Raw genomic sequence first — 26,768 nt, forward strand, 5'->3', positions numbered from 1 at the left:
TCCTTCCGACTTCCCCGCCACACACCACGGGTGGGGATGCACGACAGCACCCCCACCCGTTTCACCCGCCTACTAGTTCTTGATGCCTTCGAGCAGCGGCACGACCTGCTCGATGCCGTAGGGCACGCTCAGCACGGTGTTGAACGACATGGCGGCGCCGATCGGCGGGTCCATGTAGGTGAGGAACAGGTCGCGCTTCTCGCCGACGACCTTCAGCCGCTGGTAGGCGGGCACGGACTTGACCCGCTCCCACGCGCTCTGGTCGAACATCAGCCACACCAGGCGGTCGGCGTCGAGCAGGTCGAACCGCTCCTCGCTGAACTCGGCCACGTTCATCTGACCCGCGAGCTTGCCGATCTCGTCAACCAGGGTGAAGCCCAGCTCCTTCATGAAGATGGCCTTCGGGTCGGTCGGCGCGAACGCGGAGTACTGGCCGGGCTTGAAGCTGTCGGCCACCACCATCGTCTTGCCCGCCCACTCGGGGTGCGCGGCCTTGGCGTCGGCGAACCGCTTGGCCACGCCGTCGATCAGGGCCTCGGCTTCCTTCTCCTTGCCCAGCGCCTTGCCGATGTGCAGGGTCTGGTCCTGCCACGGCGCCGCGTAGTCCGGGAACGCCTTGGGCTGCGCGACCACGGGCGCGATCTTGGACAGCGTGTCGTACTGCTCCTGCTTCATGCCGGAGTAGACCGCGAGGATCAGGTCGGGCTTGAGCGCGGCGACCTTCTCCAGGTTGTACTCGTCGCGCTCGCCGACGATCTCCGGCTGGGTGCTGCCCCAGAGTTCCTTGGTCCACGGCCAGTTGCCGAACGGCCGCTCCTTGAACCAGTCCACGACGCCGACCGGCTTGACGCCCAGGGCCAGCACGGGCTCCTGGTCCGACAGGCCGAGGGTGACGACCTTCTTCGGCTCGGCCTTGATCTCGGTGGTGCCGTACTTGTGCTCGACCGAGACCGGGAACGCGCCGGTGGAGGCGGAGTCGGTCTGGCTCGTCCCGCCGGAGCCGGCGTCGCCGCCGCCCCCGCAGGCGGCCAGCGCCAGCATTGCGGCCGAGACGACCGCGACCAGCTTGAACTTCGTGGACATCAGGGTTTCCCTTTCGGCAGGCGCGGCGGCGCGCCGTGGTACCAGGTTAGGTTTGCGTAACCTAACAAACAGTCGGGCGTTTCAGCTCACCCGTGAGACGCTGATCGCGTATTCGGGCTGCGAGGGCACCCCGGAGGGCACGGCCGGGGTGCGGCGGCCGAGCACGGACTGGAGGATCTCCCCCACCCGCACGGACGTGTTGGACAGCAACGACGACGAGATGCCGTGCGTGTGCTCGGTGCCGCCCTGGAGGTACAGGCCGGCCGGCAGGTCGTCGTCGGTGTCCAGGCGGTAGTCACGGCCGACGCTGAGCCTGCCGTGCGCGTCCCGGGCGCAGCGCCCGGCCAGCTCGCCCAGCAGCGCGGTCGGGTCGGCCTCGCGGTAGCCGGTGGCGTAGACGATTGCGTCGGCGTCGAGCACCTCGCGCGCACCGGTGCTCAGCGACTCGACGGTGACGGCCACGCCGTCCGCGCGGTCGTCCAGCTCGGCCACCCGGGACAGGTTGAGCAGCCGCAACCGCTGCCGCCCCACCACCTTCTCCCGGTACACCCGCCGGTACAGCTCGGCGATCAGCTCGTTGTCGACCACCGCGTAGTTGGTGTTGCCGTGGTAGTCCATGAGCTTGCGCTTGACCTGCTCGGGCGCGGCGAAGTAGTCGTCCACGGCGGCGGGGTCGAAGATCCGGTTCGCGAACGAGCTGTCGTCGGCGGGGCTGTAGCCGTAGCGGGCGAACACCGCGCACACCTCGGCGGACGGGAACCGCTCGTGCAGGAACGCGGTGACCTCCGCGCCGCTCTGCCCGGCGCCGACCACGACGAGCCGGCGGGGGTCGGTCAGCGAGTCGACGCGGTGCAGGAAGTCGCGGTTGTGCCAGACCCGCTCGGACGGCCGGACGCCCTCGGGCAGCGCCGGGCGCAGGCCGGTGGCCAGCACCAGGTTGCGGGCGCGGCGCACCTCCACCTCACCGGCCGACGTGCGCGAGACGACGTCGAAGTACGTGATCACGCCGTCCTCGGCCACCGGGCGGACGTCCACCACTTCGTGGTCGTAGGACACCAGGTCGTCCACCCGGCCCGCGGCCCACTCGAAGTAGTCGTGGAACTCGACCCGCAGCGGGAACAGGTTCTTGTGGTTGATGAAGTCGACCAGCCTGCCCTTGTCGTGCAGGTAGCTGAGGAAGGTGAAGGTGCTGTTCGGGTTCCGCAGCGTCACCAGGTCCTTGAGGAACGACACCTGCATGGTGGCGTCCTCGATCAGCATCCCGCGGTGCCAGCCGAACCGCGGCTGCCGTTCCAGGAAGTGGGCGGTCACCACGTCTTCGGGTCGCGCGGTGGCGTTGTACTCGGTGACGGCGATCGCGAGGGCCAGGTTGGACGGCCCGAAGCCGACGCCGAGGACGTCGAAGACCGGTGGCTGTGGCATGGCTGTCCCATCGGTGCGAGTACAGGGTGATCGAACTTTGGTTACCCTAACCTAAGTTGATCCTCCGCGGGAGTGATCCAGGCCTCTCTTCTGATTAGGGTAGCCTCACCTAGCACTCAGCGGAAGGCGGGCACCGGGGTGAAGACCGTCCTCAAGGCGGATGTCCTCAAGAGGGCAGTGACCGGGCAGTGGAGATCCGTGACCGTCGCCTCGGCGCTCGGCGCGGCCCACCAGACCGGCGAGGCCGCCGTGCCGCTGCTGATCGGCGTGGTGATCGACGAGGCGGTGCGCACCGGCGCGAGCGGGCGGCTGGCGCTGTGGATCGGCGTGCTGGCCGCGGTGTTCGTGGCGCTGTCGCTGAGCTTCCGCTTCTCCTTGCGCAACGGGGAGAAGGCGTCGCACCAGGCCGCGCACGAGGTGCGGTCGAGGTTGGCCGCGCGGGTGCTGTCGGCGGACGGCGGCGCCGCGCACGGCAGGCTGTCCGGCGAGCTGGCGAACATCGCGACCAGCGACGCGCAGCGGGTCGGGCAGGTGAACCTGGCGCTGCCGATCGCGTTCTCGGCGGTGGTCGGCGTGCTGGTGGGCGCGGTGGCGCTGCTGCGGGTGTCGTGGGTGCTCGGGCTGCTGGTGCTGGTGGCCGCTCCGGTGCTGCTCGGCCTGGCGCACGTGCTCGGCAGACCGCTCGAACGGCGCAGTGACGCCGAACAGGACCGGGCCGCGCTCGCGTCCGGGGTGGCGGCCGACCTGGTGGCCGGGCTGCGGGCGTTGAAGGGCATCGGCGCGGAGGCGACCGCGTCCCAGCGGTACCGGGTGACCAGCCGGTCGTCCATGGAGGCCGCGATCCGGGCCGCCCGGTCGCGGGCCTGGCTGGACGGCTCGATGCTGGCCACGACCGGGGTGTTCCTGGCGATCGTGGCGCTGGTCGGCGGTCACCTGGCCGCGTCGGGCACGATCACCGTCGGCGAGCTGGTGGCCGCAGTCGGGTTGGCGCAGTTCCTGCTGTGGCCGCTGTCGATCTTCTCGTGGGTCAACGGCTTGCTGGCGCAGGGCCGGGCGTCGGCCGCGCGGGTGGCCGAGGTGCTGGCCGCGCCCCCGACCGTGCCGCCCGGTTCGTCGCCTTTGCCGCCCTCGGTGGCCGGTCGGGTCGAGCTGGACGGCGTGGTGTCGGGGTCGTTGCGGGGTGTGTCGTTGACGGCGGAACCCGGTGAGCTGCTCGGCGTGGTGGCGCGTGATCCGGCGGACGCGGTGTCGTTGCTGGCCGTGCTGGCCCGCGAGGTCGACCCGGACGAGGGCACCGTGACGCTGGACGGCGTGCCGCTGTCCACTGTGGAGAGTGCGGCGCTGCGGTCGGCGGTGCTGGTGGCGGCGCACGACGCGGACCTGTTCGAGGGATCCGTGCGGGAGAACGTCGAAGCCGGTGGCGACCGGGTCGACGAGGCCATGGCCGCGGCACGGGTGGACGACGTGGCGCGGGCGCTGCCGGACGGGCTGGACACGGCGATCTCGGCCCGGGGCCGGTCGCTGTCGGGCGGCCAGCGGCAGCGGGTGGTGCTGGCGCGTGCCCTGGCCGCCGCTCCCCCGGTGCTGGTGGTGCACGACCCGACGACCGCGGTGGACGCGGTGACGGAGGTGTCGCTGGCCGCCGGGATCAAGCGGACGAGGGCCGGGCTGACCACCGTCGTGGTGGCGACGAGCCCGGCGCTGCTGGCCGCGGCGGACCGCGTGGTGTTCCTGGCTTCCGGTGTCGTGGTCGCGGCGGGCGCGCACGCGGACCTGGTGGCCGACGACGACTACCGACTGGTGGTGTTGAGCTGATGCGGGCGACTTCGACCGGACCCGGCCCGCGCGCGGGCCGCCGGGTCACGACCGCCGGACCGGCGGTGTCGGGCTGATGCGCGAGCTGCTTGCGACCGCGTCCGGCGCCCGGACCTGGGCGGCGGTCGGCGAGTTGGTGCGACCGCGCCGCGCGTCGGCGTGGGGTGCGTTCCTCGTGCTCCTGGCGGGCACGGCGGTCGGGTTGCTCACCGCGCCCGTGCTCGGCCGGATCGTGGACGTGGTGGGCGCGGGGTCGTCCGCCATCACGTGGCTCGTCGTGGTGCTGGTGCTGGTCGCGATCACCCAGGGCGTCTCCACGTCGTTCGGCACGTCCCTGGTGGCCCGGCTGGGCGAGGGGATGCTCGCCGACCTGCGCGAGAAGTTCGTGGAACGGGCGCTGCACCTGCCGTTGGAGCGGGTGGAGGAGGCCGGTGCGGGCGACCTGACCTCGCGGGTGACGCGGGACGTGCAGGTGATCGCCGACGCGGTGCGCAACGCGCTGCCGGTGATGGCGCGGTCGGCGTTGACGATCGGGTTGACCGTGGTCGGCATCGCCGTGCTCGACTGGCGGTTCCTGATCCCGGTGGTGCTGGCGCTGCCGATCCACGTGCACACCGTGCGGTGGTACGGCGGGCGGGCGGTGAAGCTGTACGCGGCGCAGCGCGTGGCAGTCGGCGTCCAGCAGCAGCAGTTGCTGGACTCGATCGGCGGCGCGGCGACCGTGCGGACGTTCGGGCTGGCCTCGTCGCACGTGGCACGGGTGCGGTCGCGGTCGCGGGAGGCGGTGGACCTGGCGTTGCGCGGCATCCGGCTGCTGACCCGGTTCTACGGCCGGCTGAACGTGGCCGAGTTCATCGGCCTGGCCGGTGTGCTGGTGACCGGTTTCTGGCTGGTCGGCGCGGGCACCGCGTCGGTGGGCACGGCGACCGCCGCGGCGCTGTACTTCCACAGCCTGTTCAACCCCATCAACGCCGCACTGGCGCTGGCCGACGACGCCCAGGCCGCCACCGCGTCGCTGTCGCGGCTGGTCGGCGTGGCCGACGAGCCGATGCCCGTGCTGGAGGGCCGGGTGCGGCCGGTGGACACGACGATCAAGCTGGCCGGGGTGTCGTACTCCTATGTGGACGGTCATCCCGTGCTGCGGGACGTCGACCTGGAGCTGGGCGCCGGTGAGCGGGTGGCGCTGGTCGGCGCGTCCGGCGCGGGCAAGACGACGTTGGCGAAGCTGATCGCGGGCGTGCACGAGCCGACCGGCGGGTGCATCAGCCTCGGCGGGGTGGAGCTGGGCTCGGTGGTGCGGTCGGTCGCGCTGATCACGCAGGAGGTGCACGTCTTCGCGGGTCCGCTGGCCGACGACCTGCGGCTGGCCCGCCCCGACGCCACCGACGAGCAGCTCGCGGCGGCGCTGGCGCGGGTGGGCGCGCTGGGTTGGGCCTCGGCGCTGCCCTCCGGGCTCGACACCGTGGTCGGCGAGGGCGGCCACCGGCTGACCGTGGCGCAGGCGCAGCAGCTGGCGCTGGCCAGGCTCGTGCTGGCCGACCCGCCGGTGGCGATCCTGGACGAGGCGACCGCGGACGCGGGCAGCGCGGGTGCGCGTGAGCTGGAGGAAGCGGCGGCGCGGGCGTTGGACGGGCGGACCGGCCTGGTGGTGGCGCACCGGCTGACCCAGGCCGTGACGGCGGACCGCGTGGTCGTGCTGGACGCGGGCCGGGTGGTGGAGAGCGGCACGCACGACGAGCTGCTGGCCGCCGGCGGCCGGTACGCCGAGCTGTGGGCGGCCTGGTCGGGCACCCGGTCCTAGCCGGCGCGCGTCCGGCGGCCGGACGTGGCGGCAGGTGGTGCAGGAGGTGCGAACCCCCTGCACCACCCGAGCACCGGGATCAGAACAGGACGATCAGCAGGATGATCGCGAGGACCACCGCGATCACGGTCGGGATGGTGGCGGGCGACCTGCGGTAGTGCCGCTCCACCGACGTGGTGCGGAACCAGCTGTGCGGCAGGCGGCGGCGATGTCTCTCGACCCAAGGCATGTCTGCTCCCAACGTGGTCTCGTCCTCCCGGACGATCACGTGGGTGGTACCCGGAAGAGCCGGCCGCTAAGCCCCGGATGCCTTTGAACGACGGGAAGCGCCGGTGGTCGACGGACCACCGGCGCGGTCGAACGGAAGCTCAGGCCTGTTCCGCCACCGGAGCCGGCCGGCGCAACGCCAGCGCGTCGGGCACCAGCGTCAGCAGGCCCAGCACGCCCAGGGCCGCGCCGATCCACAGCGGGCCGCGCAGCCCCAGGCCCCAGTCGATGCCCAGGCCGCCGATCCACGAACCGACCATCACGCCGAGCATGATGCACGCCGTGTGCACGGAGTTGACCAGCATGTTGTTCTGCCCCACGCGGGCGCCGCGCGTCACCAGGGCCGGGTTCATCGACACGCCGGTCAGGCCGATCACCACCAGCGCCAGGACCGCGACCACCGCCGACTGGGCGAACAACGCGAACAGCGCCATCGCCGCCACGGCCACGACCAGGCCGACCACGAGCACCTGGATGGTGAACCGGTCGGCCAACCTGCCCACCACGTTGTTGCCCACGATCGTCGCGACGCCGTAGACCACGAGCAGCACCGGCACGACCCCGGCGGAGAACCCGCTCAGCTCGGTCAGGATCGGCACGAAGTAGGTGAAGCCCGCGAACGTGGCGCCGATCAGCAGCAGGCTCGTCGCGTAGATGGCCCACAGCTTGCCGCTGCGGAAGATCGCGAGCTGGCCCGCCATCGGCACCGGCGGCGGCGCGGGCATCGCGGGCAGCGCCTTGAGCAGCAGCAGGCCGACCGCGAGCGCGACCACCGCCACGGACAGGAAGCTGACCCGCCAGCCGAACGCGTCACCGACCAGCGTCGCCGCGGGCAGGCCGAGCACGGTGCCGAACATCAGCCCGCCCAGCACCAGCGACGACGCCCGCGCGAACTTCTCGCCGCCGACCAGTTCGGCGCACGCGGTCAGCGCCACGCCGAAGAACGCCGCCGCCGCGACCGCCGTGATGAGGCGGGCGGCCACCATGGTCCCGTAGTCCGGCGCGAACGCGCCGAGCACCTGGCCCACCACGAACACCGCGACGAGCCCGAGCAGGGCGGTCTTGCGCGACATCTTCAGCAGCGCGACGGTCAGCAGCGGGCCGCCGACCGCCATCGCCCCCGCGTAGACGGTGACCAGGTAGCCGACGGCCGCGAACGACACGTCGAACTCGGCGGACAGCGCGGGCATCAGCCCCGACACCATGTACTCGCTGGTGGTCAGGGCGAAGATGCCCAGACCGAGGACGTAGACCGCTAGCGGCATCGGTTCGGACTCCCGAAGAGGTGGCGACGGTGGAGCGGCGCCGGCGGCGGGCCGGCGGTGGATCAGACGGTCGTGATGATCCGGTCGATGAAGCCGTACTCGAGGGCTTCCTCGGCGGTGAACCACTTGTCGCGGTCCGCGTCCCGCTCGATGGTCTCGACCGTCTGGCCGGTCTGCTCGGCGGTGATCCTGGCCATCCGCTTCTTCATCTGGGTGAAGATCGTGGCCTGGATCTCGATGTCGGTCGCCGTGCCGCCGATGCCCGCGGACGGCTGGTGCATCAGCACCCGGGTGCTGGGCAGCACGAACCGCTTGCCGCGCGTGCCCGAGGACAGCAGGAACTGGCCCATCGACGCCACGAAGCCCAGGCCGATGGTGGAGACGTCCGGCTTGATGTGGTTCATCGTGTCGTAGATGGCCATGCCCGCCGTGACCGAACCGCCCGGCGAGTTGATGTACATCTGGATGTCGGCTTCGTCGTCCTCGGCCGCGAGGACCAGCAACTGCATGGTCAGCCGGTTGGCGACCTCGTCGTTCACCTCGGAGCCGAGCAGGACGATGCGCGAGCGCAGCAACTGCTCGTACAGCGGGTCGTGCGCCATCGGTGTCTGCGTGTTCGAGCGGGCCAGGATCGCTGCCGCGAGGTCCACCGTTCCCCCATGTTCCATGCCGTGAATGTGCCGATCGACTACGGAACGTAGCCTGATCGTCGCAACCCAATCAACTCGGTGGCCCGCAGTTCGCTAGTGGCGAACCTCGGACCGGCGGCGCGCGTCGGACGGCGCGTCGCCCAGCAGCACGGTTGCCGCGTAGCCCAGCGAGTTGCCCCGCATGCGCACGACGGTCAGCCCGCACTCCCGCAGCAGTGCACGGAACCGGGCCTCGCTGAACGACCGGGAGTAGAAGCCGTCCGAGCCGGTGAACAGCACACCACCGTCGCCGGTCAGCTCGAACTCCAGGCCGCGCACCCCGCACCGCGTGTAGTAGGCGTGCCGGACCTTGGTGGCCTCCAACCCCTCGCCGAACACCGAGATCACCGCCGTGCCGGGCACACCGGCCAGGGACCGCAGCAGCCGCAGCGGGTGGCGGAAGTTGCCGAGCAGGTTGAACGGCAGCAGGTACAGCGGCCGCTCGCCGACCACGTCGGGGTCCCACCGGTGGTGGTTGAACAGGTCGTCCACCAGCGTGCGCGCCCGGTCGGCCATGCCCTCCCGGTCGATCCGCGCGGCGAGCGTGGCGACGGCCCGCGCATCGAGGTCGACGCCCAGGTAGCGCACGCCGAGGTGCCGGGCCACCTCCAGCGACCGCCCGTCGTAGCAGCCCAGCTCGACCAGCGTGTCGCAGCCGAGGTAGGGCATGGCCTCGACCGTGGCCAGGCTCTCCATCTGCAGCAGCGGCAGGACGTCGTCGGGGAAGTTGGCGAGGGTCATGATGGTCGCCGAGCCCGACGAGCGCGCGTAGAACGCGGACTCCGGCTGGTTCTCCACCGCCACCGCCTGGTGTTGGCCGATGTGTTCTTCGAACAGGTGCGACATCTGAAGCGCAGACTCCTCCGGTGTGGGCGGAACGATCACGCGCGCCTGACCGGGGGTGCCGTGAACCGCCGGTACACGACGTCGCGCAGCACGTCCTCGCCGCCTTCGACCAGCGACACGTGGCGCATGTCGCGCATCAGCGCGCCGATCGGCACCTCGTCGGTGTAGCCGAGGCCGCCGAACACCTCCGAACCGGTGCTCGCCACCCGCCAGCCGGCCTGGCCGCAGAACACCTTCGCGACCAGCGCGGACTTCAGCGCGCCGCGCCGGGCGAACCGCCGCGCCGCGTCCGGGTCGTCCCGCACGGCGTCGTAGTCCGCCGCCGCGGCGCGGCACTGGCTGCGCATGGTCTCGATCTCGACCTCGACCTGCGCCATCTTGTCGGCGAACAGCGGGTGCTTGCCGAGCACGCCGTCGCGCAGCCGCCTGCGGCCGGCGAAGTCGAGGCACAGGTCGCGGATACGCCGGGCCATGCCGACCGCGGTGGCCGCGATCAGCACCCGGCTGGCGTTGAGCCCGACCTCCAGCAGCCGCAGGCCGTGCCCGTCGAGCACGTGGCCCGTGGGCACGGCGCAGTCGGCCAGCGCCACCCGGTGCACCGGTGACCCGGTCAGCCCCGTGGTGCGCCACGGCTCGGACACCGCCACCCCGTCCGCGTCGCGCGGCACGACGACCGCCACGTGCGGCTGGTCGGCGGCACCGGCCTCGTGCCGCGCCACCACGAGCAGGTAGCGGGCGCGGTCGGCGTTGGTGGAGAACAGCTTCTCGCCGGTGACGACCACGGTGTCGCCCTTGGGCACGGCCGTGGTCTGCAGCCGGTCGAGCTCGCTGCCCGCGTCCCGCTCGGTGACCGCGGTGGCGAAGAAACCGCCGTCCCGGCCGAGGTCGCCCAGGACCTCGGCGCGGAGCCGGTCGTCGCCGTAGAGGTCGACCAGCGTGGAGCCGATCACGCCGACGAGGGACGAGAAGGCGAACCCGGCGTCGGCGTAGGCCAGCTCGTCGACCACGTCGACGCCCTCGCGCAGGGACAGGCCGCGGCCGCCGTGCTCGACGGGCAGCCACCAGTTCGCCAGCCCGGCCGCGTGCCAGGCCGCGGTGCGGGACGCGAGGTCCGGCGGCCCGTCGAGCAGGTGCGTCCGGGCGAACGCGCGCACTTCCTGACGCAGATCCATGACCTACGCGGACCGCGCCCTGGTGGCGAACCGGAGCAGCCCGCCCACCGTCTCCACCTCGTCCAGCTCCTCGTCCGAGGCGACGACCCCGAACTCCTTGCGCAGCTTCATCGCCAGCTCCACCAGGACCAGCGAGTCGAAACCCAGGTCCTCCAGCGGCGTCTCCGGCGTGATGTCCTCGGCCGGCACCTCGCTGATCTCGCTGATCAGCACGACGAGCCGGTCTTCGACCGCAGAACGCATGACGTGTTCCCCCCTAGCTGCCGATGTCGTTGATCTTGGGCCAGCGCACCGCGACCGACCCCCAGGTCAGTCCCGCGCCGAACCCGGTGAGCACCACGTTGTGCCCGGACCGCAAGCCCTGGTGACGCATCCCGTGCCCGAGGGCGAGCGGGATCGACGCGGCGACGGTGTTGCCGACGTCGGCGATGTTGGTGACCACCCGGTCCTCGGGCAGGTCGAGCTGGTCGGCGACGGCGGCCAGGATGCGGGCGTTGGCCTGGTGCGGCACCAGCCGGTCCACGTCCGCGGTCGTCCAGCCGACCTGGTCCAGCACCCGGCGCACCGAGTCGGTCATCGCGACGACCGCCTTGGTGAACACCGGCTTGCCCTCCATGTGGAAGTAGCCGCGCGCCACGCCCGCCGCCCGTTCGGCCCGGCCCACCGCGGGCACTTCGAGCAGCCCGACGTGCTCGCCGTCGCTGCCCAGGTCGAACGCGAGCAGCGCGCCGTCCTCGTCGGCCTCGCCCGCGCGCAGCACGACCGCGCCCGCGCCGTCGCCGATGAGCGCCCTGGTGGCCCGGTCCGCCGGGTCCAGCGTCTCGCTGAACGTGTCCGCGCCGATGAACAGCGCGCTGTCGAACAGCCCCGCGGTGATCATCGACGACGCCGTGGCCAGGCCGTAGACGAAACCGGTGCAGGCGGCCGACACGTCGAACGCGGGCGTGCCGGACAGACCGAGCCGGGACGCCACGGTCGGCGCGGTGGCCGGGCACAGCCGGTCGGGGGTGGTCGTGGCGACCACGACCACGTCGACCCGGCTCACCCCGGCCGAGGCCAGCGCGCGTTCTCCGGCCACCACCGCGAGGTCGCCGGTGGTGGTGCGCTCGTCCGCGATGTGCCGCTGCCGGATGCCGGTGCGGGTGCGGATCCACGCGTCGGAGGTGTCGAGCACCTCGGCGAGCATGTCGTTGGTCAGCACGTCGGGCGGCACGTGGGTGCCGAGCCCGGCGAGCACCGCGGCCCGTGCCACGGCTCAGCCCCGCACGATCGCCGCGGCGGCCTCGGCGCCACCGAGCGCTTCCATGTGCTTGACCGGGTTCCAGAAGTCCCGGTACAGCACGATGTGCTCGCCGTCGGTGTGCAGGACGGAGATGTAGTCCTGGGAGAGCTTGCCGCCCGACTGGATGGCCGTGCCGTCGCCGTGGAACTCGCCGATGGCCAGGTTCTCGTCGGCGGTCGGGTAGAACGAGACCTCGCCGAACTTCACGGTCAGGTGCTCGGGGAACTTCTGCATGTGCTGCCAGATGGCCTCGCGGCCCTCGAACCGGTTGGGCCAGCCGGGCGGGGCGTAGGGGAACTCCAGCACGCCCTCGGGGTGGAACAGGTCGCACCAGCCGCGGGCGTCGCCGTTCTCCAGCAACTCCAGGCTGCGGGTCAGGATCTCCTGGGCGTTCATGCGGACGTCCTTCCGGTGAGCACGGGCTGGGGGATGACGGGCACGCTGATCAGCGCGCGCAGGAACGTGATCGGCAGCCAGACCAGCTCGCCGTGCGGCACGGCCAGGCGCAGGTCCGGGAAGCGGGCGAGCAGCTTGCCGATCGCCACCCGCGCTTCGAGCCGGGCCAGCGGCGCGCCGACGCAGTAGTGCACGCCGTGGCCGTAGCCGAGGTGCCCGTCGGCCTTGCGGGTCAGGTCGAGCCGGTCCGGGTCGGCGAACCGCTCGGGGTCGTGGTTGGCGGTGAGGTTGGAGACCAGCACGTACTCCCCCGCCGGGATGGTCACGTCGCCGAGGTCGACGTCCTCGACGGTGAACCGGAGCATCGACGCGCGGACCGCGCTGTCGTAGCGGACCAGCTCCTCCAGCGCGTTGGGCAGCAGGTCCGGGTTCTCCCGCAGGGACGCGGCCTGCTCGGGGTGGACGAGCAGCGTGACGACCGCGTTGCCGATCATGTTCATGGTCGTCTCGAACCCGGCCATGAGCAGCAGGTGCGCCATGGCCACCAGTTCGGTCGCGGAGAGCCCGTCCTCGTCCGCCGCCTGCACGAGTGCGCTGAACACGTCGTCGGCGGGGTCGCGGCGCTTGGCCTCCAGCAGGCCTCGCAGGTAGTCCGCTTGCTCCTCGGCCAACGCCTCGGCCGCCTCCGGCGACAACAGCTCGGCCTGCCGCTCCCACGCCGAGCGCACGTGGTCGCGTTCGGCGAGTGGCACGCCCAGCAGCTCGCAGATCACGCCGATGGTCAGCGGCACGGCGAAGTCGCCCATGAGGTCGGCCTGCTCGCGTGCCGCCATGGCGTCGAGCAGCTCGTCGGTCACCTGCTCGATGTGCGGGCGCAGCAGCTCGACGCGGCGGCTGGTGAACGCACGGCCGACCAGGGCGCGCAGCCGGGTGTGGTCGGGCGGGTCGGCGTTGAGCATGTGCGCGGTCAGGGAGGCGCCGATGGCGGGCCGCTGCTCCCCCGTGCGCCGCGCGTACAGCTCGGCCGCCTGCTTCGCGTCACGCCGCACGCCGGGGTGCGAGAGCACCTTCTTCGCGTCGGCGTACCGGGTGACCACCCACACCGGGTGGTCGGGCGCGAGGTGGGCGGGCCGGGGCGCGCCGTCGACCTGGAGGCCGTCGTAGAGCGGGTGCAGCGGCGAGATCAGCTCTTCGCCGAGGCGGAGTTCAGGACCCGACACGGTGCGCCTCCTGGTCGGTCGGCAGCGGGGTGACGATCTGGCGGAACATCGAGTCGACCTTGGTGTCGGGCAGCACGCGCGCCAGGAACGCGCCGCGCCGGACGTCCGTGCCGATGCGGTAGCGGGTCTTGGGCTTCACGGAGGTGAGCGCGTTCTGGATGGCGGCGGCCACCTCGGCGGGCTTGGTCTTGCTGGCCTTCGCGCTCTGCTCGTTGAAGTGCAGGAACCGCAGGAACGTCGCGCGGTAGAGGTCGGCGACGGCGGCGGGCGCGGCGGACAGCGCGTCCTGGCCGTCCTGGGCGATCTTGGCCCAGATCGGGGTCCAGATCGCGCCGGGGCTGACCACGGACACCGACACGCCCATCGGCGCCAGCTCGCGGCGCAGGGCGTCGCTCATGCCCTCCTTGGCGAACTGCGCCGCCGAGTACGGCCCCAGGTACGGGATCGCGACGGTGCCCAGCCCGGAGGTCACGTTGACCAGCCGGCCGCGGGCGGCGCGCAGCAGCGGCAGGAACGCCTGCGTGACCGCGAGCTGGCCGACCACGTTGACCTCGAGCTGGCGGCGCAGCAGGTCCGCGGACACGACCTCCAGCGGCGCGGAGATGCAGATCCCCGCGTTGTTCACCAGGCCCCACAAGCGGCCGTCGCCGACCTTCCCGGCCACCTCGCGGGCCGCGGCGGCGATCGAGGCCTCGTCGGTCACGTCCAGCACGACGTACTCGGCCCGACCGGACGGGCAGTCGGCCACCAGCCGGTCGCCGTCCTCGGTCTTGCGCACCGCGCCGAGGACCCGGAAGCCCCGCTCGGCCAGGTGCAGCGCGGTTTCCCGGCCCAGGCCGGTGGACGCGCCGGTGATCAGCACGGTCCTGCCGGCGGTCGGCAACGTCTTGGCGGTGAACACCATGTACTCCTCACGCGCCCGCGGGCGAACTCTGGGTGATCTCCGACAGCAGGGTGTCCAGCGAGTCGTCCGCCAGCCGCCGCGCGCGGTCGTCCGGCACGGCGTCGGCGATGTAGGTGAAGTTCCAGAACAGCCGGCCGTGGCTGGAGTTGATCGTGGCCACGAAGTAGCCGTTGACCGAGATGCCGGTGAGGAACTGGGCGTCGGACACCTGCCACGGCCCGATCCGGTCCGGGAAGGCGTACCGGCCGATGTTGGACGAGCACAGGTTGATCGGGCCCTCGGCCTCCATGAACTCCATGAACGGCCGTGCTTCGGCCAACGACGGCGGGCACGCCCCGACCACCATCGTGACCAGGTTGAAGTGGTCGCCCTTGCCCTTGCGCTCGGTGAGGTCCTCGGTGATGGCGCGGGCGAGGTCCCAGAACGGCAGCGCCGGGTCGACCACGGACGGGACGGTGGCCACGTAGGTGCCGACCTCGTCGGGCCGCACGGGTGGTTCCAGCTCGCCGCGGAAGTCGATCGGCGAGCCCACGGCGAAGTGCTCGTGCGTGCCGCCCGCGTCCGCCGCGGCGGCCCGGACCAACGCGGCCGTGATGGCGCCGTGCACGGTGGTGCCGTGCACGCGGGCCGCACGGGCCACCGCGTCCAGTTGCTCTCCGGTCAGCTCCCGGTGCAGCAGGCGCGATCGGCGCTGGTCCAGCGGCACGCGGGTGGTCGGCTCGACCCGACCGGGCTTCGTGCGCGCCATCAGCTCCTCGTCCCGGGCGGTCTGCTCGGCCAGCCGTGCCGCGCCTTCCTCGCCGGTGTGCCGGGCGGGCCGCAGGGCGTCGGGCGGCGGCAGTTCGCGGTAGGACTCCACCGGCTCGTCGGCGGCGGCCAGCTCCAGCCACTGCCGCGCCAACGTGATCACGGTGGTGCCGTCGGCGATGATGTGCGGCACGACGACCAGCAGGTCGTGCACGTCGTCGTCGCCGCTGATCACGACGGCGCGGGCGAGCGGGCCGGTGGCCGGGTCCACCCGGTCGAGCAGTTCGCGCTCGTCGACCTCGTGGACCCACTGGTCGTCGTGCTCGCGCCGGACGTGCCGCAGCGGGATCGGCCGGTCGGTGGGCACCCAGTGCGGGTCGAGCCCGTGGTCGTCGGTGATCGCCAGGCGCAGGAACGGGTGCCTGGCCTGCACGGCGTCCAGGCCGCGGCGCAGCACGTCGGCCGACAGCTCGCCGCGCACCCTGGTGCGGGAGATGACGTTGAGGGTGGACAGCTGGTCGCACATCCAGTACCAGCGCTCCACCGGCGACAGCGGGCGGATCGGCGTGGCCATCACTCGACTCCGGGGAAGATCAAGGCCTGCTCGTTCTGCCGGTCGAGCGTCTTCTCGGAGACGAACCGGAAGTACAGGCCGCGGGCGAAGGTCTGGAACGGGTTCTGCAACTGCTCGGTGCGGCTGAGCCCGCGCGAGGCCAGCACCATGCCCCGCGCCCGGTCGCGCCGCCGGTCCTCGTAGGTGCGCAACGCGGCCTGCGGGTCGTCGATGGTCTTGAGGCAGTGCGCGAGCACCGCGCCGTCCTCGATCGCGATGGCCGCGCCCTGGCCGAGGCTGGTCAACATCGGGTGCGCCGCGTCGCCGAGCAGCGTCACCGGGCCGTCGCCCCACTGCTCCAGGAACGGCCGGTCCTGCGCGGGAAGGCTGGTGATGCCGTCCTCCGGGGTGGCGGCGATGACCTGCTGCACCTCGTCGGCCCACCCGGCGTACAGGCTCTGCACGCCCGCCTTGCCCCCCTGCCAGTCCGCCGCCTGCTCGGCGGGCATGTTCTTGGTGCCCCACCAGTAGACGTCGCCGCCGCCGATGTCGACCAGGCCGAACCGCTGGCCGCGGCCCCAGTAGTGGGCGGCGTAGGCGTGCGTGACCTTGGGGTGGCTGAACTTGGGCGTCGCGCGCCAGACCACGTAGTCGTAGTCCAGCGGTCGCTCGGGCCCGGCGATCGTGCGGCGGATGGCGGAGTTGAAGCCGTCCGCGCCGATCAGCACGTCGGCGCGCACCTCGCGGCCGTCCTCGAACGAGACGACCACGCCGTCGCCGACGTGGGTGTAGCCGGTGGCGGTCGCGCCGAACTCGAACTTCGCGTCCGACGCCTGCTCCAGCAGCGCCTGCTGCAGGCTCGCGCGGTGGATGGCCAGGTTCGGCTGCCCGATCCGGCGGGCCAGCTCGCCGAAGTGGATCGTCCTGATCGGACGGCCGCGCTTGGTCAGGAAGCGCAGCGACTCGAACACCAGCGACCGGCCGGTGAACTCGGGCGTGACGCCGACCTCGACCAGCGCGGTGAGCGCGTTGCTCATCAGCGACAGCGCCGAGCCGACCGGGCGCAGCTCCCTGGCCCGCTCGTACACCTCGACCTCGAACCCGGCCCGGCCGAGCGCGGCGGCGGCTGTGAGACCGCCCATGCCCGCGCCGACGATGACGATCTTCTTGCGGTTGCTCACGGTGCGGTCCCCTCGGCCCGGTTCGGGCTCAGCAGCGTGGTGATGGCGTCGGCGACGCCCGCGACGTGCGGCTCCTCCATCAGCACCAGGTGGTCGCCGGGCACGTCCACGACGTCCAGGCGGCCCGTGGTCCAGTGCTGCCAGCCGTTGGCCGGGTCGTCGTGCAGCGTGCCCGCCGCGTGGTGCATCGGCTTGAGCGAGTCCGGCAGCGGCCCGTCCGCCTTCAGCAGCGTCACGTCCAGGTCGGTCACCGGCGGCCGGTAGTCCAGCAACGCCCGCCAGTTGGCCCGGAACAGCTCGTACAGCCGCTTCACGGTGGCGCGTGACGTGCCCCAGGGCAGCACCCCGGCACCCATCGCGCGGTCCAGGACGCGGTCCAGCTTCTCGTCCTCGGAGAACTCCGCCGGCAACGGCTCGACCGCGTCCAGGCTGCGCTCGAACCACACCAGTTCCCAGTAGAAGAACTCCATCAGCGCGTCGTCGCCGACCGTCACGTCGTGGTCGCGGCGCATGGTGATCGAGTCGAGCAGCACCAGCTCCGACACCGCGTCGGGGTCCTCGGCGCGCAGCACGCGGGCGATCTCGTAGGCCACGAACCCGCCGAACGACCACCCGCCCAGCACGTACGGTCCTTCCGGCCGCACGCGCCGGATCGCGGCCAGGTAGGAGGCGGCCATCTCCTCGATGGACCGCGCCGGTGTGCTGCCCTGGTCGCTGCCCGCGGCCTGGAGCGCGTAGACCGGCTGGTCCGGCGGCAGGTGGCGGGCGATGGGCAGGTAGCACAGCACGTGCCCGCCCAGCGGGTGCACCAGGAACAGCGGCGGCCGGTCGCCGTCCCGGCGGATCGGCACCAGCGGGTCGAACTCCGCCACCGCCGACTTCACCCGCAGCCGCTCGGCCAGGCCCGCCACGGTCGGCGTCTCGACCAGCGCGGCCAGCGGCACGCCGACGCCGTACCGCTTCTCGATCGTGACGACGAGCCGCATGGCGGTCAACGACGTGCCGCCGTGGGTGAAGAAGTCGTCGTGCACGCCGATGTCGGACACGTCGAGCAGCTCGGTGAAGACCTCGGCCAGGTTGCGCTCGTACTCGTCGCGCGGCGGCACGCGTTCAGCGGAGTCGTTGCGCGCCAACGGGATCTCGCGCAGCGCCGCGTCGTCACGCTTGCCGCTGGGCGTCAACGGGAACGCGTCCAGCCACCCGAAGTGCGACGGCACCATGTACTCGGGCAGCTCGGCCCGCAACGAGCCCGCCAGGTCCGCCAGGTCGACGCCGTCGACCTCGCCGGTGAGGAACGCGGCCAGGAACGCGTCACCGTCCGGCCGCCTGCGGGCCACCACCGCCACACCGCGCAGGCCGGGGTGCCGTCCGGCTTGGCGCATGATCGCCAGCTCCACCTCGGCGGGCTCGATCCGGAAGCCGCGGACCTTCACCTGCGTGTCCGCCCGGCCGAGCCAGATCACCGTGCCGTCGGGCAGCGACCGGCCGAGGTCGCCGGTGCGGTAGAGCCTGGCGCCGTCACGCCACGGGTGCGGCAGGAACCGCTCCCGGGTCAGGTCGGGCGCCCGGTGGTAGCCGCGGGCCAGGCAGTCGCCGCCGAGGAAGACCTCCCCGGTCACGCCGACCGGCACCGGTTCCAGGTCCGGGTCCAGCACCTGCACCTCGACACCGTCCAGCGGCCTGCCGATCGGCGGCAGGTCGGGGAAGCGGGCCGGGTCGCCGGTGAGCGTGTGGTAGGTGACCTGGTGGGTCTCGGTCGGGCCGTACTGGTTCTCCAGCATCACGCCCGGCACCGCCGCGGCGAACGCGCGCACCTCCTCGGTGATCCGCATCTGCTCGCCGGACGACACGACCACGCGCAACGCGCGAGGCCGCACCCCCACCGCGTTGGACGCCTCCGCCAGCCGCTGGAACGCCACCGCGGGCAGCAGCACCCGCTGCACCTCGTACCGGTCCAGCAACCGCAGCAGCGCGAGCGGGTCGAGCCGCGTCTCGTCCGTCACCAGCCGCAGCTCACCGCCGCCGCAGTGGGTGGAGAAGATCTCCTGGAACGACATGTCGAAGCTCAGCGGCGCGAACTGGAGCGTGCGCAGGCCCGGTTCGCCGCTGGGCACGCGCAGCTGCCACTGCGTGTACCCGGCCCACATCCGGTGGGTCAGCTCGACGCCCTTGGGACGGCCGGTCGACCCGGAGGTGAACAGCAGCAGCGCCAGGTCGTCCAGGTCGGGCGTGGGCAGCTCGACGTGCTTCGCCGGATCGTCGCCGGCACCGCTCTCGGCCGTGACGTCAGCGACCGGGATGACGATCCCGTCGTCCTGCGCCACGTGCGCGTGCTCGGGGTGCGCGATCACCCGGTGCGGCCGGGCGGTGTCCAGGATCAGCGCCAGCCGGTGCGCCGGGTAGCTCACGTCCAGCGGCACGCAGACCAGCCCGGCCCGCAGCACGCCCCAGACCACCGCGATCATCTCCGGCGACCGGTTGAGCGCCACGCCGATGGTCGCACCGGGTTCCGCGCCGCCGCGCAGCAACCGGGTCGCCACCGACCGGGACACCCGGTCCAGCTCGCGGTAGGTCCACGCGTGCTCGTCGCCGAACGTGACGGCGAGGGCGTCCGGCGTGGCCCGGGCCTGCCGCGCGAACCGGGTCACCACGTCGACCAGCGGCTCGGGGTGCGGCACGACGTCCCGGCGCGGCGCCAGGAACGCGAAGCCGGAGCCGTGCGGGTCGGCCACCAGCTCGCGCAGCACGCCGACGTAGGTCTCGGCGATCAGGGCCGCCTGGTCCCGGGTGACCGTGCGGCCGTCCGTGTCGACCCGCAGGAACGTGCCGTCACCGACCGGGTCGGCGATGACGTTGACGAACAGCGAGAAGTTCGTCTCCTCCCACACCCGCAGGTCGGCCAGCTCCCGCAGCGGTTCCAGCACGTGCAGGTCCACGTAGTTGAACGCGGTCTGCAGCACGCCGCCGTGCGCCTGCTGGATCGCGCTGAGCGGGTAGCGCCGGTGCTCGTGCCCGTCCCGCTCCTGCCGGAACAGCTCGCGGGCCACGTCGAGCCTGCTGCGGCCGTCGAGGTCCGTGCGGACCGGGACGGTGTTGAGGAACAGGCCCACCATCCGGTCGGCCTCCGGCAGGTCCGGCCTGCCGTGCGCGACGACGCCCGTGACCACGGTGTCGGCGCGGGAGAACAGGTGCAGGGTGAGGCAGTGCGCGGCCAGCACCAGCGACTTGACCGGCAGGGAGTGCTCGGCCGCGGTGGCGCGGACTTGGGCCAGCAGGTCCGCGGGCAGGTCCACCCGGTGGGACGCGAACCGCGGCTCCTCGACCGGCTCGTGCGCCCGGAACCCGTCCAGCGCCGTCATGGCCGCGCCGTCGAGCAGGTCCGCCCAGTAGCGCGCGGTTTCGGGCGAGGTCAGCGCACGGCGTTCCTCGCGCACCTGCCAGGCCGGTGACGGCGCGGCGGGCGGCGCGGGCTCGCCCCGGTAGAGCGTCATCAGCTCGACGATGACGTTGGCCACGCTCCAGCCGTCGAGGATCGCGTGGTGGAAGCTGAGCACCAGGTCCAGCGCGTCGTCCCGGACGAACGCGGTGAACAGGTGCAGCGGCGCCCGGTCGAGCTCGTAGCGGTGGAAGCGGCGCTGCTCGACGTGCCGGGAGATCACGTCCTCCGCGTCGGTGCGCCCGCGCAGGTCCACGACCTCCAGCCCGCCGGTCACGTGCTCGTGCACCAGTTGCAGCGGCTCGGAGAAGCCCGCCAGGTCGAACGACGACCGCAGCGCGGGGTGCCGGGCCAGGACGGTGTCGAACGCCCGCCGCCACGCCCGCTCGTCCCACGCCACGGCGAACCGGTAGCGGAACACGTCGTGGTAGACCGAGGAGTCCGGGTGCCTGCTGGAGTGGAACAGCAGGCCCAGGCTGAGCCGGTTGACCGGGAACGCGTCCGCGAGACCCGAAAGCCTCGGGCGGTCCACTTCGGACACCAGCTCGAACGGCGCCAACCCGGCCTCCGGCGCGACCGCTGCCGACAGCTGGCCGGCCAGCTCGGCGACGGTGGGGTGGCGCATCAGGTCGGCCGGCTCGAACCGCAGGCCGCGGCGCTCGGCGCGGGCCCGCAGCCGCAGCAGGACGATCGAGTCGCCGCCCAGCGCGAAGTAGTTGTCGTGGACGCCGACCTCGGGCACGCCGAGCACGTCGGCCCACACCGCGGCCAGCTCCGCCTCGACGGCGGTGCGCGGCCTGCCGTCCCCCGGCGCGGCGACGACCTCCGGCAGCCGCTTGCGGTCCAGCTTCCCGTTGGGCGACAGGGGGATCGCGTCGATCCGCACGAAGAACGCCGGGATCAGGTGCTCCGGCACCGCCGTCGCCAGCCGTGCCCGCAGCCCGGTCGGGTCCAGCTCGTCGTCCGCCACGTAGTAGGCGACCAGGTGCGTGCCCAGGGCGTCGGAGTGCCGGTCGACCACCGTGGCCTCGCGCACACCCGGCAACGCGGCCACGTGGTCGCGGACCTCGCCCGGCTCGACCCGGTTGCCGCGGATCTTCACCTGGTCGTCCACCCGGCCCAGGTACTCCAGCGTGCCATCGGCCAGCCACCGCGCCCGGTCACCCGTGCGGTACAGGCGGCCCTCGCCGGTCAGGTGGTCGTGGACGAACCGCTGCGCGGTCAGCTCCGGCCGGTTCAGGTAGCCGCGCGCCACGCCGACACCGCCGATGTACAGCTCGCCGGGCGCGCCCGCGGGCTGCGGCCTGCCCGCGCGGTCCAGCACGTGCAGCTTGATGTTGTCGATGGGCTTGCCGATCGGGACGCGGGTCGGCGTGCCGGGCGGGCAGTCGTAGGCCGACACGTCGACCGCGGCCTCGGTCGGGCCGTACAGGTTGACCAGCCGGGCCCGGTCGCCGAACACCCGGTTGAACCGGGCGACCTGGGACGGCGGCAACGCCTCGCCGCTGCAGAACACCAGCCGCAGCGACGACGCCGCACGCCGGGCGTCCGGGTCCTCCTCCAGCAGCTCCAGCAGCGGCGCGAACATCGACGGCACGAAGTGGATCACCGTGACGCCGTCGCGCTCGACCGCGCGGAGCACCTCCCCCGGGTCCTTCTCCGCGCCGGGCGGCAGCAGCGACAGGCGGGCGCCGGTGAAACCCCACCAGAACAGCTCCCACACCGACACGTCGAACGACACCGGTGTCTTCTGCAGCAGCACGTCGTGCTCGCCGATGGGGTACCGGCGCTGCATCCACCACAGCCGGTTCACCACCGACCGGTGCTCCACCATCACGCCCTTGGGACGTCCGGTCGACCCGGACGTGTAGATCACGTAGGCCAGGTCTCCCGGCGCGGCCCGCGGCTCCAGCACCCCCGCCGGTGGCAGCTCGCCCACCCGCAGGGCCGTGACGCCGGCCGGCTCCGCGGCGTCGCCCAGCAGGGCCACCTTCGCCCCGCTGTCCTCCAGCAGCAGCCTGATCCGCTCGGCCGGGTAAGCCGGGTCGACCGGCACGTACGCACCGCCCGCCAGCTGCGCGCCCAGCACCGCGGGCAGCAGGTGCGGGCCGCGTTCGACCAGCACGGCCACCGTGTCGTCCCGGGTCACGCCTTGCGCCCGCAACGCCGCCGCGACCGCGTGCACCCGGGCGGCCAGCTCGGCGTAGGTGACCGTGCCGCCGTCCGGCTCGACCAGCGCGACCCGCCGCGGCGTCCGCTCGACCTGGCGGGCGAACAGCTCGGGCAGCGTCACGTCGTCGGGGAACGGCGCATCGGTGTCGTTGCGCGCGTGGACCAGGTCGTGCCGTTCCTGCTCCGACAACGGGTCCAGCTCGCCGACCGGCTCACCGGTGGTCGTGGCCAGCGCCCGGAAGTAGGCCTGGATGTGCCGTGCGGCGGCCTCGATCGGGAAGTCCTCGTCGAACACGTCCGTGGCGCACTCCAGGTCGACCCGCGGGTCCTCGCCGCGGTCGAACTCCGACACCCAGATCGCCAAGGCGTCCTGGTCGTGGGCGTGGGTCTGCGCCACGGTCTCGTAGGTGATGCCCGGCATCGGCGTCGCGGTCGGTTTGCCCAGGTAGGCGACCGTGGTGTCGAACAGCGGCCCGCGCAGGTCGCCCAGCGGCAGCCGTTGGTGCTTCAACAGCTCCCTGGTGTCCTGCCGCACCCGCGACAGCAGCTCGTCCGCGGTCAGCCCGGCCCGGGTGTCCACGCGCATCGGCAGCGTGTTCGCGAACTGGCCCACGGTCTGCTTGGCCACGCCGCCCGAGCGGTTGAGCACGGGCACGCCGAGCACCACCTCGTCGACCTGGTGCACCTTCGCCAGGTACAGCGCGACCGCGGCGGAGAACACCACGAACGGCGACTCGCCGCGGTCGCGGACGGCGTTGACCAGGGACCGCTCCAGCGGGAACGAGTACCGCCGGGTGCGCCTGCGACCGCGCGGGCTGCGGCGGGTGAACAGCACCGGTTCCACGCCCGCCAGTGCCCGCTCGAAGAACGCCCGGTCCTCCTCGTGCCGCGCGGACCCCTCGTAGGTGTCCGCGCCGGTCAGCTCGGCGAACGACGGCGCGGCCACCTCCTCCCCCAGGTACGCCGCGCGGACCCGCGCCGAGAACAGTTGCAGGCCCCACGCGTCACAGATGACGTGGTGCGTCCGGACATAGGCGTACACGCTCTCGCCCGCGTTCAGCAGGACCAGATCCACCAGCCGGTCACCGGCCAGGTCGTACGTGGTCGAAAATTCATCCCGGAGCCATCGGTCGACTTCGGATTCCCGCTCCAACCGCACCCGCCTGACCGTGAATTCCGCGTCGTCGGCGAGCCACTGGTACGGCATCCCGTCTTCTTCGGAAAAACGAAGGCGAAATGCGTCGGTCCGCCGCGCGGCCTCGGCCATGGCCTGGGCCAGGCGGTCCTCGTCCACGTCACCGCGGTACCGGTCATAAATGAAGACGGTGTACTGGTCCAGCTCCGGAAATTGAGCCCCAGCCACCCAGATGTCCCGCTGGTAAGGCGACAGTCGAATACGAGCAGTACTACGCACCGAGCCCCCAGTGTTGCTGCACCGAACCTGATCCGTGATTCGCGCCGGCTAGCGGGGAAACCGTATCAAGGTCCCTGTCGTGATTCCAGGGACGACGTTTGTCACTTGGCACAATTGTCACCGAGGACAAATTCCCCGGCGCGAGGTCAGTGCTGCGGCGCGAGCCGGCGGTGCGTGCGGCTGATCAACGCGGCGAGCAGCTTCCCGGCACCGGACACCGTCTGCGGGTGCAGGCCGGTCAGCGCCGCGATGCGGCGCAGCCGGTAGTCCACCGTGCGCGGGTGCACGGTCAGGTGCCGGGCCACCCGCTGCCGGTCCCGGTCGAACGCCAGGTACAGGTAGAGCGTGTGGATGAACTCCTGGTGGTCGGCCAGCGGGTCGAGCAGGGCCGTCATGGTGGAGCTCAGCTCGCCGTTGGCGAGCATCGCCTCCTCCAGCGGGTGCGCGTCCACGCTCGTCGGGCTGGCGGCCAGCGCCAGGCTCGCGTAGGTGGCGGCCCGCCGCGCCTCGGCCACCAGCTCGTCCCGCTCCGCGCCCCGGCCGACCCGGGAGACGCCCATGGGCAGGTTGGCGAACAGCTTCTCCAGTCGGCGCACCAGGCGTTCCTGCTCGGCGCGGACGGTGCGGGTCGACGTGCCGGAGACCAGCGCGGTGACGCAGCCCGACGTCACCACGTGACCCGTGCAGCGGTCCAGCACGTCGGCGCAGACCTGCCGGTGCCGGTCCGGACCGTCCGCGCAGGTGGTGAAGTCGACCGCGACGGCCGCCAGGTGGGACGGCTCGACCGGCGCGTCCCCGTCGAGGCGCACGTGGCCCCGGTGGTCTTGGGTCGGGATGAGCGGAACGGGGTGCGATAACTCCGGTTGCGGTGCCATGAACACTTCCCCCAGGGTTCTGCGACGATGCACGGCTCGTCACGGTCGGTGACGAGCCTGGTACACGGCTTCGAGTCAACCAACCGCCACATGAGCGTGCACCCGTCCAGACGGACCAATAGGGAACGCGCGGCACCGACATCCGGGCTAAGGGCCGGCGCGGTCGTTCGGCGTCATCCGGGGAACGGTCAGCCCGAACGGCGGGCGACGAACGTCGTGGGCAGCACCACCGGCTCACGCGTCGGCGCCGCGCCTTCCAGCCGGGACAGCAGCAGCCGTGCGGCGGCCTCGCCCATCTCCCTCATCGGCTGGCGCACGGTCGTCAACTCCGCGTGCGCGGCGATGGGTATGTCGTCGAACCCGACCACCGCGACGTCGTCGGGCACCTTGCGCCCGGTCGCGCCCAACGCCCGGATCACGCCCAGCGCGGACAGGTCGTTGTGCGCGAACACCGCGTCGAAGCGCAACCCGGTGGCCAACAGCTTCTCCGTCGCCACGGCGCCGCGATCGGTCCCGAAGTCACCTTCCACGACCAGGCGCGGGTCCACGTGCACCCCCGCGTCGCCGAGCGCGTCGAGGAACCCGTCCAACCGCTCCCGCACGCACCCGAAGTTCGCCGGCCCGGTCACCACCGCGAACCCGGTGCGCCCGGCCGCCACCAAGTGCTGCGCCGCCGCCTGCGCGCCCTCGCGGTTCGTCGTGCACACGGACGGGAACCCGGGCCGACTGCCGCGGTCGTCGATCATCACGACCGGCAGCCCCTGGTCGTGCAGCGTCTCGATGTAGCTCAACGTGTCCGGTGGCTCTATCACCAGCAGCCCGTCGAACGCCTTCGCCGACACGTGGCTGGCGAACTGCGCCAACGACTCCGCGCCCCGGTTCACCGTGTAGAGCAGCAGGCCGTAGCCCTCGGCCTCCAGCTCGTCCACCGCGCCCTGCACCACCTCGCCGGTCCACGGCCAGGTCAACGAGGGCACCAGCATCCCCACGGTCCGCGCCCGACCACGGGCGAGCCCCACCGCGCGGGCACTGGGCACGTACCCGACGTCCGCGATCACCTGCCGCACCCGCGCCGCGGTCGCCGCGTCGACGTCGGGTTTGCCGTTGAGGACCCGGGACACGGTCGCCTTGCTCACCTGGGCGCGTTGGGCGACTTCGGCAATCGTGACACGCACGGTCCACTCCTCAGCGGTCGACGGCGACCCGGAACCGGTACCGAAACCGGTTACGGACACGCAGTCAACCCTCACGCACACGCAGCGTCAAGAGTGGATCGACCGCCGAAGGCCCGGCCCGGCCCGGTGCCACCGGTCAGGACGCACCCGTTCAGGCGTCACGCGCCCGACCCGACGTCAGGCGAGCACCGCACGCCCCGCGGGCGTCAGCTCGGCGGGCACCCACACGCCGGGCGTCTCCTGCTGCGCCGGACGGAGCAACCCCGCGTGCGCCAGCTCCCGCGCCGCGACCTGGTCACTGCACAGCAACCCGTCGACCTTCAGGTCCGGCTCGCTGCTCCGCGTCACCTCGGCCCGCCCCGCCGCGATCGCGCGCAGCAGTGCCCGTGCCCGGTGGTTCAACTCGTCATCCATGATCTTTCACCGTCGTCCCCAGTAAGGTGTGCACTACTCATATCGCCGCGGCGGCCGAAAGTCTTACTTCGGTAGGGTCGGTCCCATGGGGACGATCGCGGCCGTGAGCCGGAGCGGGGAGTACACGTTCACCAAGCCCAACCAGGACTCGATCACCCTCCTGGCCGGGCTCGGCGTCGAGGGCGACGTGCACCGGGGCGTCACGGTCAAGCACCGGTCACGCGTCAAACGCGACCCCACGCAGCCCAACCTGCGCCAGGTGCACCTCATGCACGCCGAGCTGCACGACGAGCTGAACGCCTCCGGTTTCCGGGTCGCGCCCGGCCAACTCGGCGAGAACGTCACCACGCGCGGCGTCGACCTGCTGGGGCTCCCGACCGGGACCCGCCTGCACCTGGGCCCGCGGGCCGTGGTCGAGGTGACCGGGTTGCGCAACCCGTGCCCGCAGATCGAGGCTTTCCAGGAAGGTCTGCTCAAAGAGGTCGTCGGGCGCGACGAGCACGGCAACATCGTCCGCAAGGCGGGCATCATGTCGATCGTCCTCGTGGGCGGCGAGATCCGGCCCGGCGACGGGATCCGCGTCGAGCTGCCCGCCGAACCCCACACCCCGCTCGTCCCGGTGTAGGGCGAAAACGGGTC

General features: G+C 72.3%; 21 protein-coding genes. 3 read left to right on the top strand and 18 right to left on the bottom strand.

Annotated features, from left to right (window positions below):
* Positions 1 to 72: 72 nt before the first annotated feature.
* Together B0I31_RS13840 and B0I31_RS13845 are read right to left on the bottom strand one after the other, a co-directional pair.
* Entirely contained in the window at positions 73 to 1,083 is a 1,011-nt protein-coding gene (locus B0I31_RS13840; protein WP_106615752.1) for an iron-siderophore ABC transporter substrate-binding protein, read from the bottom strand.
* 81 nt (positions 1,084 to 1,164) lie between these two features.
* Entirely contained in the window at positions 1,165 to 2,505 is a 1,341-nt protein-coding gene (locus B0I31_RS13845) for a lysine N(6)-hydroxylase/L-ornithine N(5)-oxygenase family protein (RefSeq protein WP_106615753.1), read from the bottom strand.
* Positions 2,506 to 2,703: 198 nt separating this feature from the next.
* On the opposite strand from B0I31_RS13845, the gene B0I31_RS13850 reads away from it, so the two are divergent.
* Positions 2,704 to 4,320 carry an ABC transporter ATP-binding protein gene (locus tag B0I31_RS13850; RefSeq protein WP_245949875.1) on the top strand — a complete coding sequence of 539 codons (1,617 nt, stop codon included), beginning with the start codon at positions 2,704 to 2,706 and terminating at the stop codon, positions 4,318 to 4,320.
* 73 nt (positions 4,321 to 4,393) lie between these two features.
* Positions 4,394 to 6,121: an ABC transporter ATP-binding protein gene (locus B0I31_RS13855; protein ID WP_106615755.1), complete on the top strand. Its 1,728-nt coding sequence runs from the start codon at positions 4,394 to 4,396 to the stop codon at positions 6,119 to 6,121.
* A gap of 79 nt (positions 6,122 to 6,200) precedes the next feature.
* Here the strand turns inward: B0I31_RS13855 and B0I31_RS40010 are convergent, their stop codons facing one another.
* From B0I31_RS40010 to B0I31_RS13930, 16 genes are all read right to left on the bottom strand, one after another.
* Positions 6,201 to 6,389, bottom strand: coding sequence for a hypothetical protein (locus B0I31_RS40010; RefSeq protein WP_181320177.1), 189 nt, complete (start codon positions 6,387 to 6,389; stop codon positions 6,201 to 6,203).
* 100 nt (positions 6,390 to 6,489) lie between these two features.
* Positions 6,490 to 7,653 carry an MFS transporter gene (locus B0I31_RS13860; RefSeq protein ID WP_106615756.1) on the bottom strand — a complete coding sequence of 388 codons (1,164 nt, stop codon included), beginning with the start codon at positions 7,651 to 7,653 and terminating at the stop codon, positions 6,490 to 6,492.
* A gap of 62 nt (positions 7,654 to 7,715) precedes the next feature.
* Positions 7,716 to 8,255, bottom strand: a complete 540-nt coding sequence (locus B0I31_RS13865; RefSeq protein WP_106615947.1) for a ClpP family protease — start codon at positions 8,253 to 8,255, stop codon at positions 7,716 to 7,718.
* A gap of 141 nt (positions 8,256 to 8,396) precedes the next feature.
* Positions 8,397 to 9,188, bottom strand: a complete 792-nt coding sequence (locus tag B0I31_RS13870; protein ID WP_106615757.1) for a class I SAM-dependent methyltransferase — start codon at positions 9,186 to 9,188, stop codon at positions 8,397 to 8,399.
* Positions 9,189 to 9,223: 35 nt separating this feature from the next.
* A complete protein-coding gene (locus B0I31_RS13875) occupies positions 9,224 to 10,360 on the bottom strand; it encodes an acyl-CoA dehydrogenase family protein (protein WP_106615758.1) in 1,137 nt (378 codons plus the stop codon).
* A 3-nt stretch (positions 10,361 to 10,363) separates the two neighbouring features.
* Positions 10,364 to 10,603 (bottom strand): acyl carrier protein, encoded by a 240-nt coding sequence (locus B0I31_RS13880; protein WP_106615759.1) that lies wholly within the window; start codon positions 10,601 to 10,603, stop codon positions 10,364 to 10,366.
* Positions 10,604 to 10,616: 13 nt separating this feature from the next.
* Positions 10,617 to 11,612, bottom strand: a complete 996-nt coding sequence (locus B0I31_RS13885) for a beta-ketoacyl-ACP synthase III (protein WP_106615760.1) — start codon at positions 11,610 to 11,612, stop codon at positions 10,617 to 10,619.
* A gap of 3 nt (positions 11,613 to 11,615) precedes the next feature.
* On the bottom strand, positions 11,616 to 12,038 hold the full coding sequence (locus B0I31_RS13890; RefSeq protein WP_106615761.1) for a nuclear transport factor 2 family protein: 423 nt from the start codon (positions 12,036 to 12,038) through the stop codon (positions 11,616 to 11,618).
* Complete coding sequence (locus tag B0I31_RS13895) at positions 12,035 to 13,258, bottom strand: cytochrome P450 family protein (protein ID WP_106615762.1); 1,224 nt, start codon at positions 13,256 to 13,258, stop codon at positions 12,035 to 12,037. The genes B0I31_RS13890 and B0I31_RS13895 overlap by 4 nt, the downstream gene beginning before the upstream one ends.
* The gene (locus B0I31_RS13900; RefSeq protein WP_245949876.1) at positions 13,245 to 14,159 is read right to left on the bottom strand and encodes an SDR family oxidoreductase; all 915 of its coding nucleotides are present in this window, start codon (positions 14,157 to 14,159) and stop codon (positions 13,245 to 13,247) included. Before B0I31_RS13900 ends, B0I31_RS13895 begins: the two co-directional genes overlap by 14 nt.
* A gap of 10 nt (positions 14,160 to 14,169) precedes the next feature.
* The gene (locus B0I31_RS13905; RefSeq protein ID WP_219910698.1) at positions 14,170 to 15,483 is read right to left on the bottom strand and encodes a phthiocerol/phthiodiolone dimycocerosyl transferase family protein; all 1,314 of its coding nucleotides are present in this window, start codon (positions 15,481 to 15,483) and stop codon (positions 14,170 to 14,172) included.
* On the bottom strand, positions 15,483 to 16,643 hold the full coding sequence (locus B0I31_RS13910; RefSeq protein ID WP_245949877.1) for an FAD-dependent oxidoreductase: 1,161 nt from the start codon (positions 16,641 to 16,643) through the stop codon (positions 15,483 to 15,485). Before B0I31_RS13910 ends, B0I31_RS13905 begins: the two co-directional genes overlap by 1 nt.
* On the bottom strand, positions 16,640 to 23,665 hold the full coding sequence (locus B0I31_RS13915) for an amino acid adenylation domain-containing protein (protein WP_106615765.1): 7,026 nt from the start codon (positions 23,663 to 23,665) through the stop codon (positions 16,640 to 16,642). Before B0I31_RS13915 ends, B0I31_RS13910 begins: the two co-directional genes overlap by 4 nt.
* Positions 23,666 to 23,811: 146 nt before the next feature.
* Positions 23,812 to 24,474, bottom strand: a complete 663-nt coding sequence (locus tag B0I31_RS40615) for a helix-turn-helix domain-containing protein (RefSeq protein WP_219910700.1) — start codon at positions 24,472 to 24,474, stop codon at positions 23,812 to 23,814.
* A gap of 254 nt (positions 24,475 to 24,728) precedes the next feature.
* Complete coding sequence (locus B0I31_RS13925) at positions 24,729 to 25,715, bottom strand: LacI family DNA-binding transcriptional regulator (RefSeq protein ID WP_106615766.1); 987 nt, start codon at positions 25,713 to 25,715, stop codon at positions 24,729 to 24,731.
* A 177-nt stretch (positions 25,716 to 25,892) separates the two neighbouring features.
* On the bottom strand, positions 25,893 to 26,129 hold the full coding sequence (locus B0I31_RS13930) for a hypothetical protein (RefSeq protein ID WP_106615767.1): 237 nt from the start codon (positions 26,127 to 26,129) through the stop codon (positions 25,893 to 25,895).
* An 85-nt stretch (positions 26,130 to 26,214) separates the two neighbouring features.
* Here B0I31_RS13930 and B0I31_RS13935 point away from each other — a divergent pair, with 85 nt between their 5' ends.
* Positions 26,215 to 26,754: an MOSC domain-containing protein gene (locus B0I31_RS13935; RefSeq protein ID WP_181320156.1), complete on the top strand. Its 540-nt coding sequence runs from the start codon at positions 26,215 to 26,217 to the stop codon at positions 26,752 to 26,754.
* Positions 26,755 to 26,768: the final 14 nt, after the last annotated feature.

It is taken from the genome of Saccharothrix carnea, from assembly GCF_003014735.1.
GTDB lineage: Bacteria > Actinomycetota > Actinomycetes > Mycobacteriales > Pseudonocardiaceae > Actinosynnema > Actinosynnema carneum.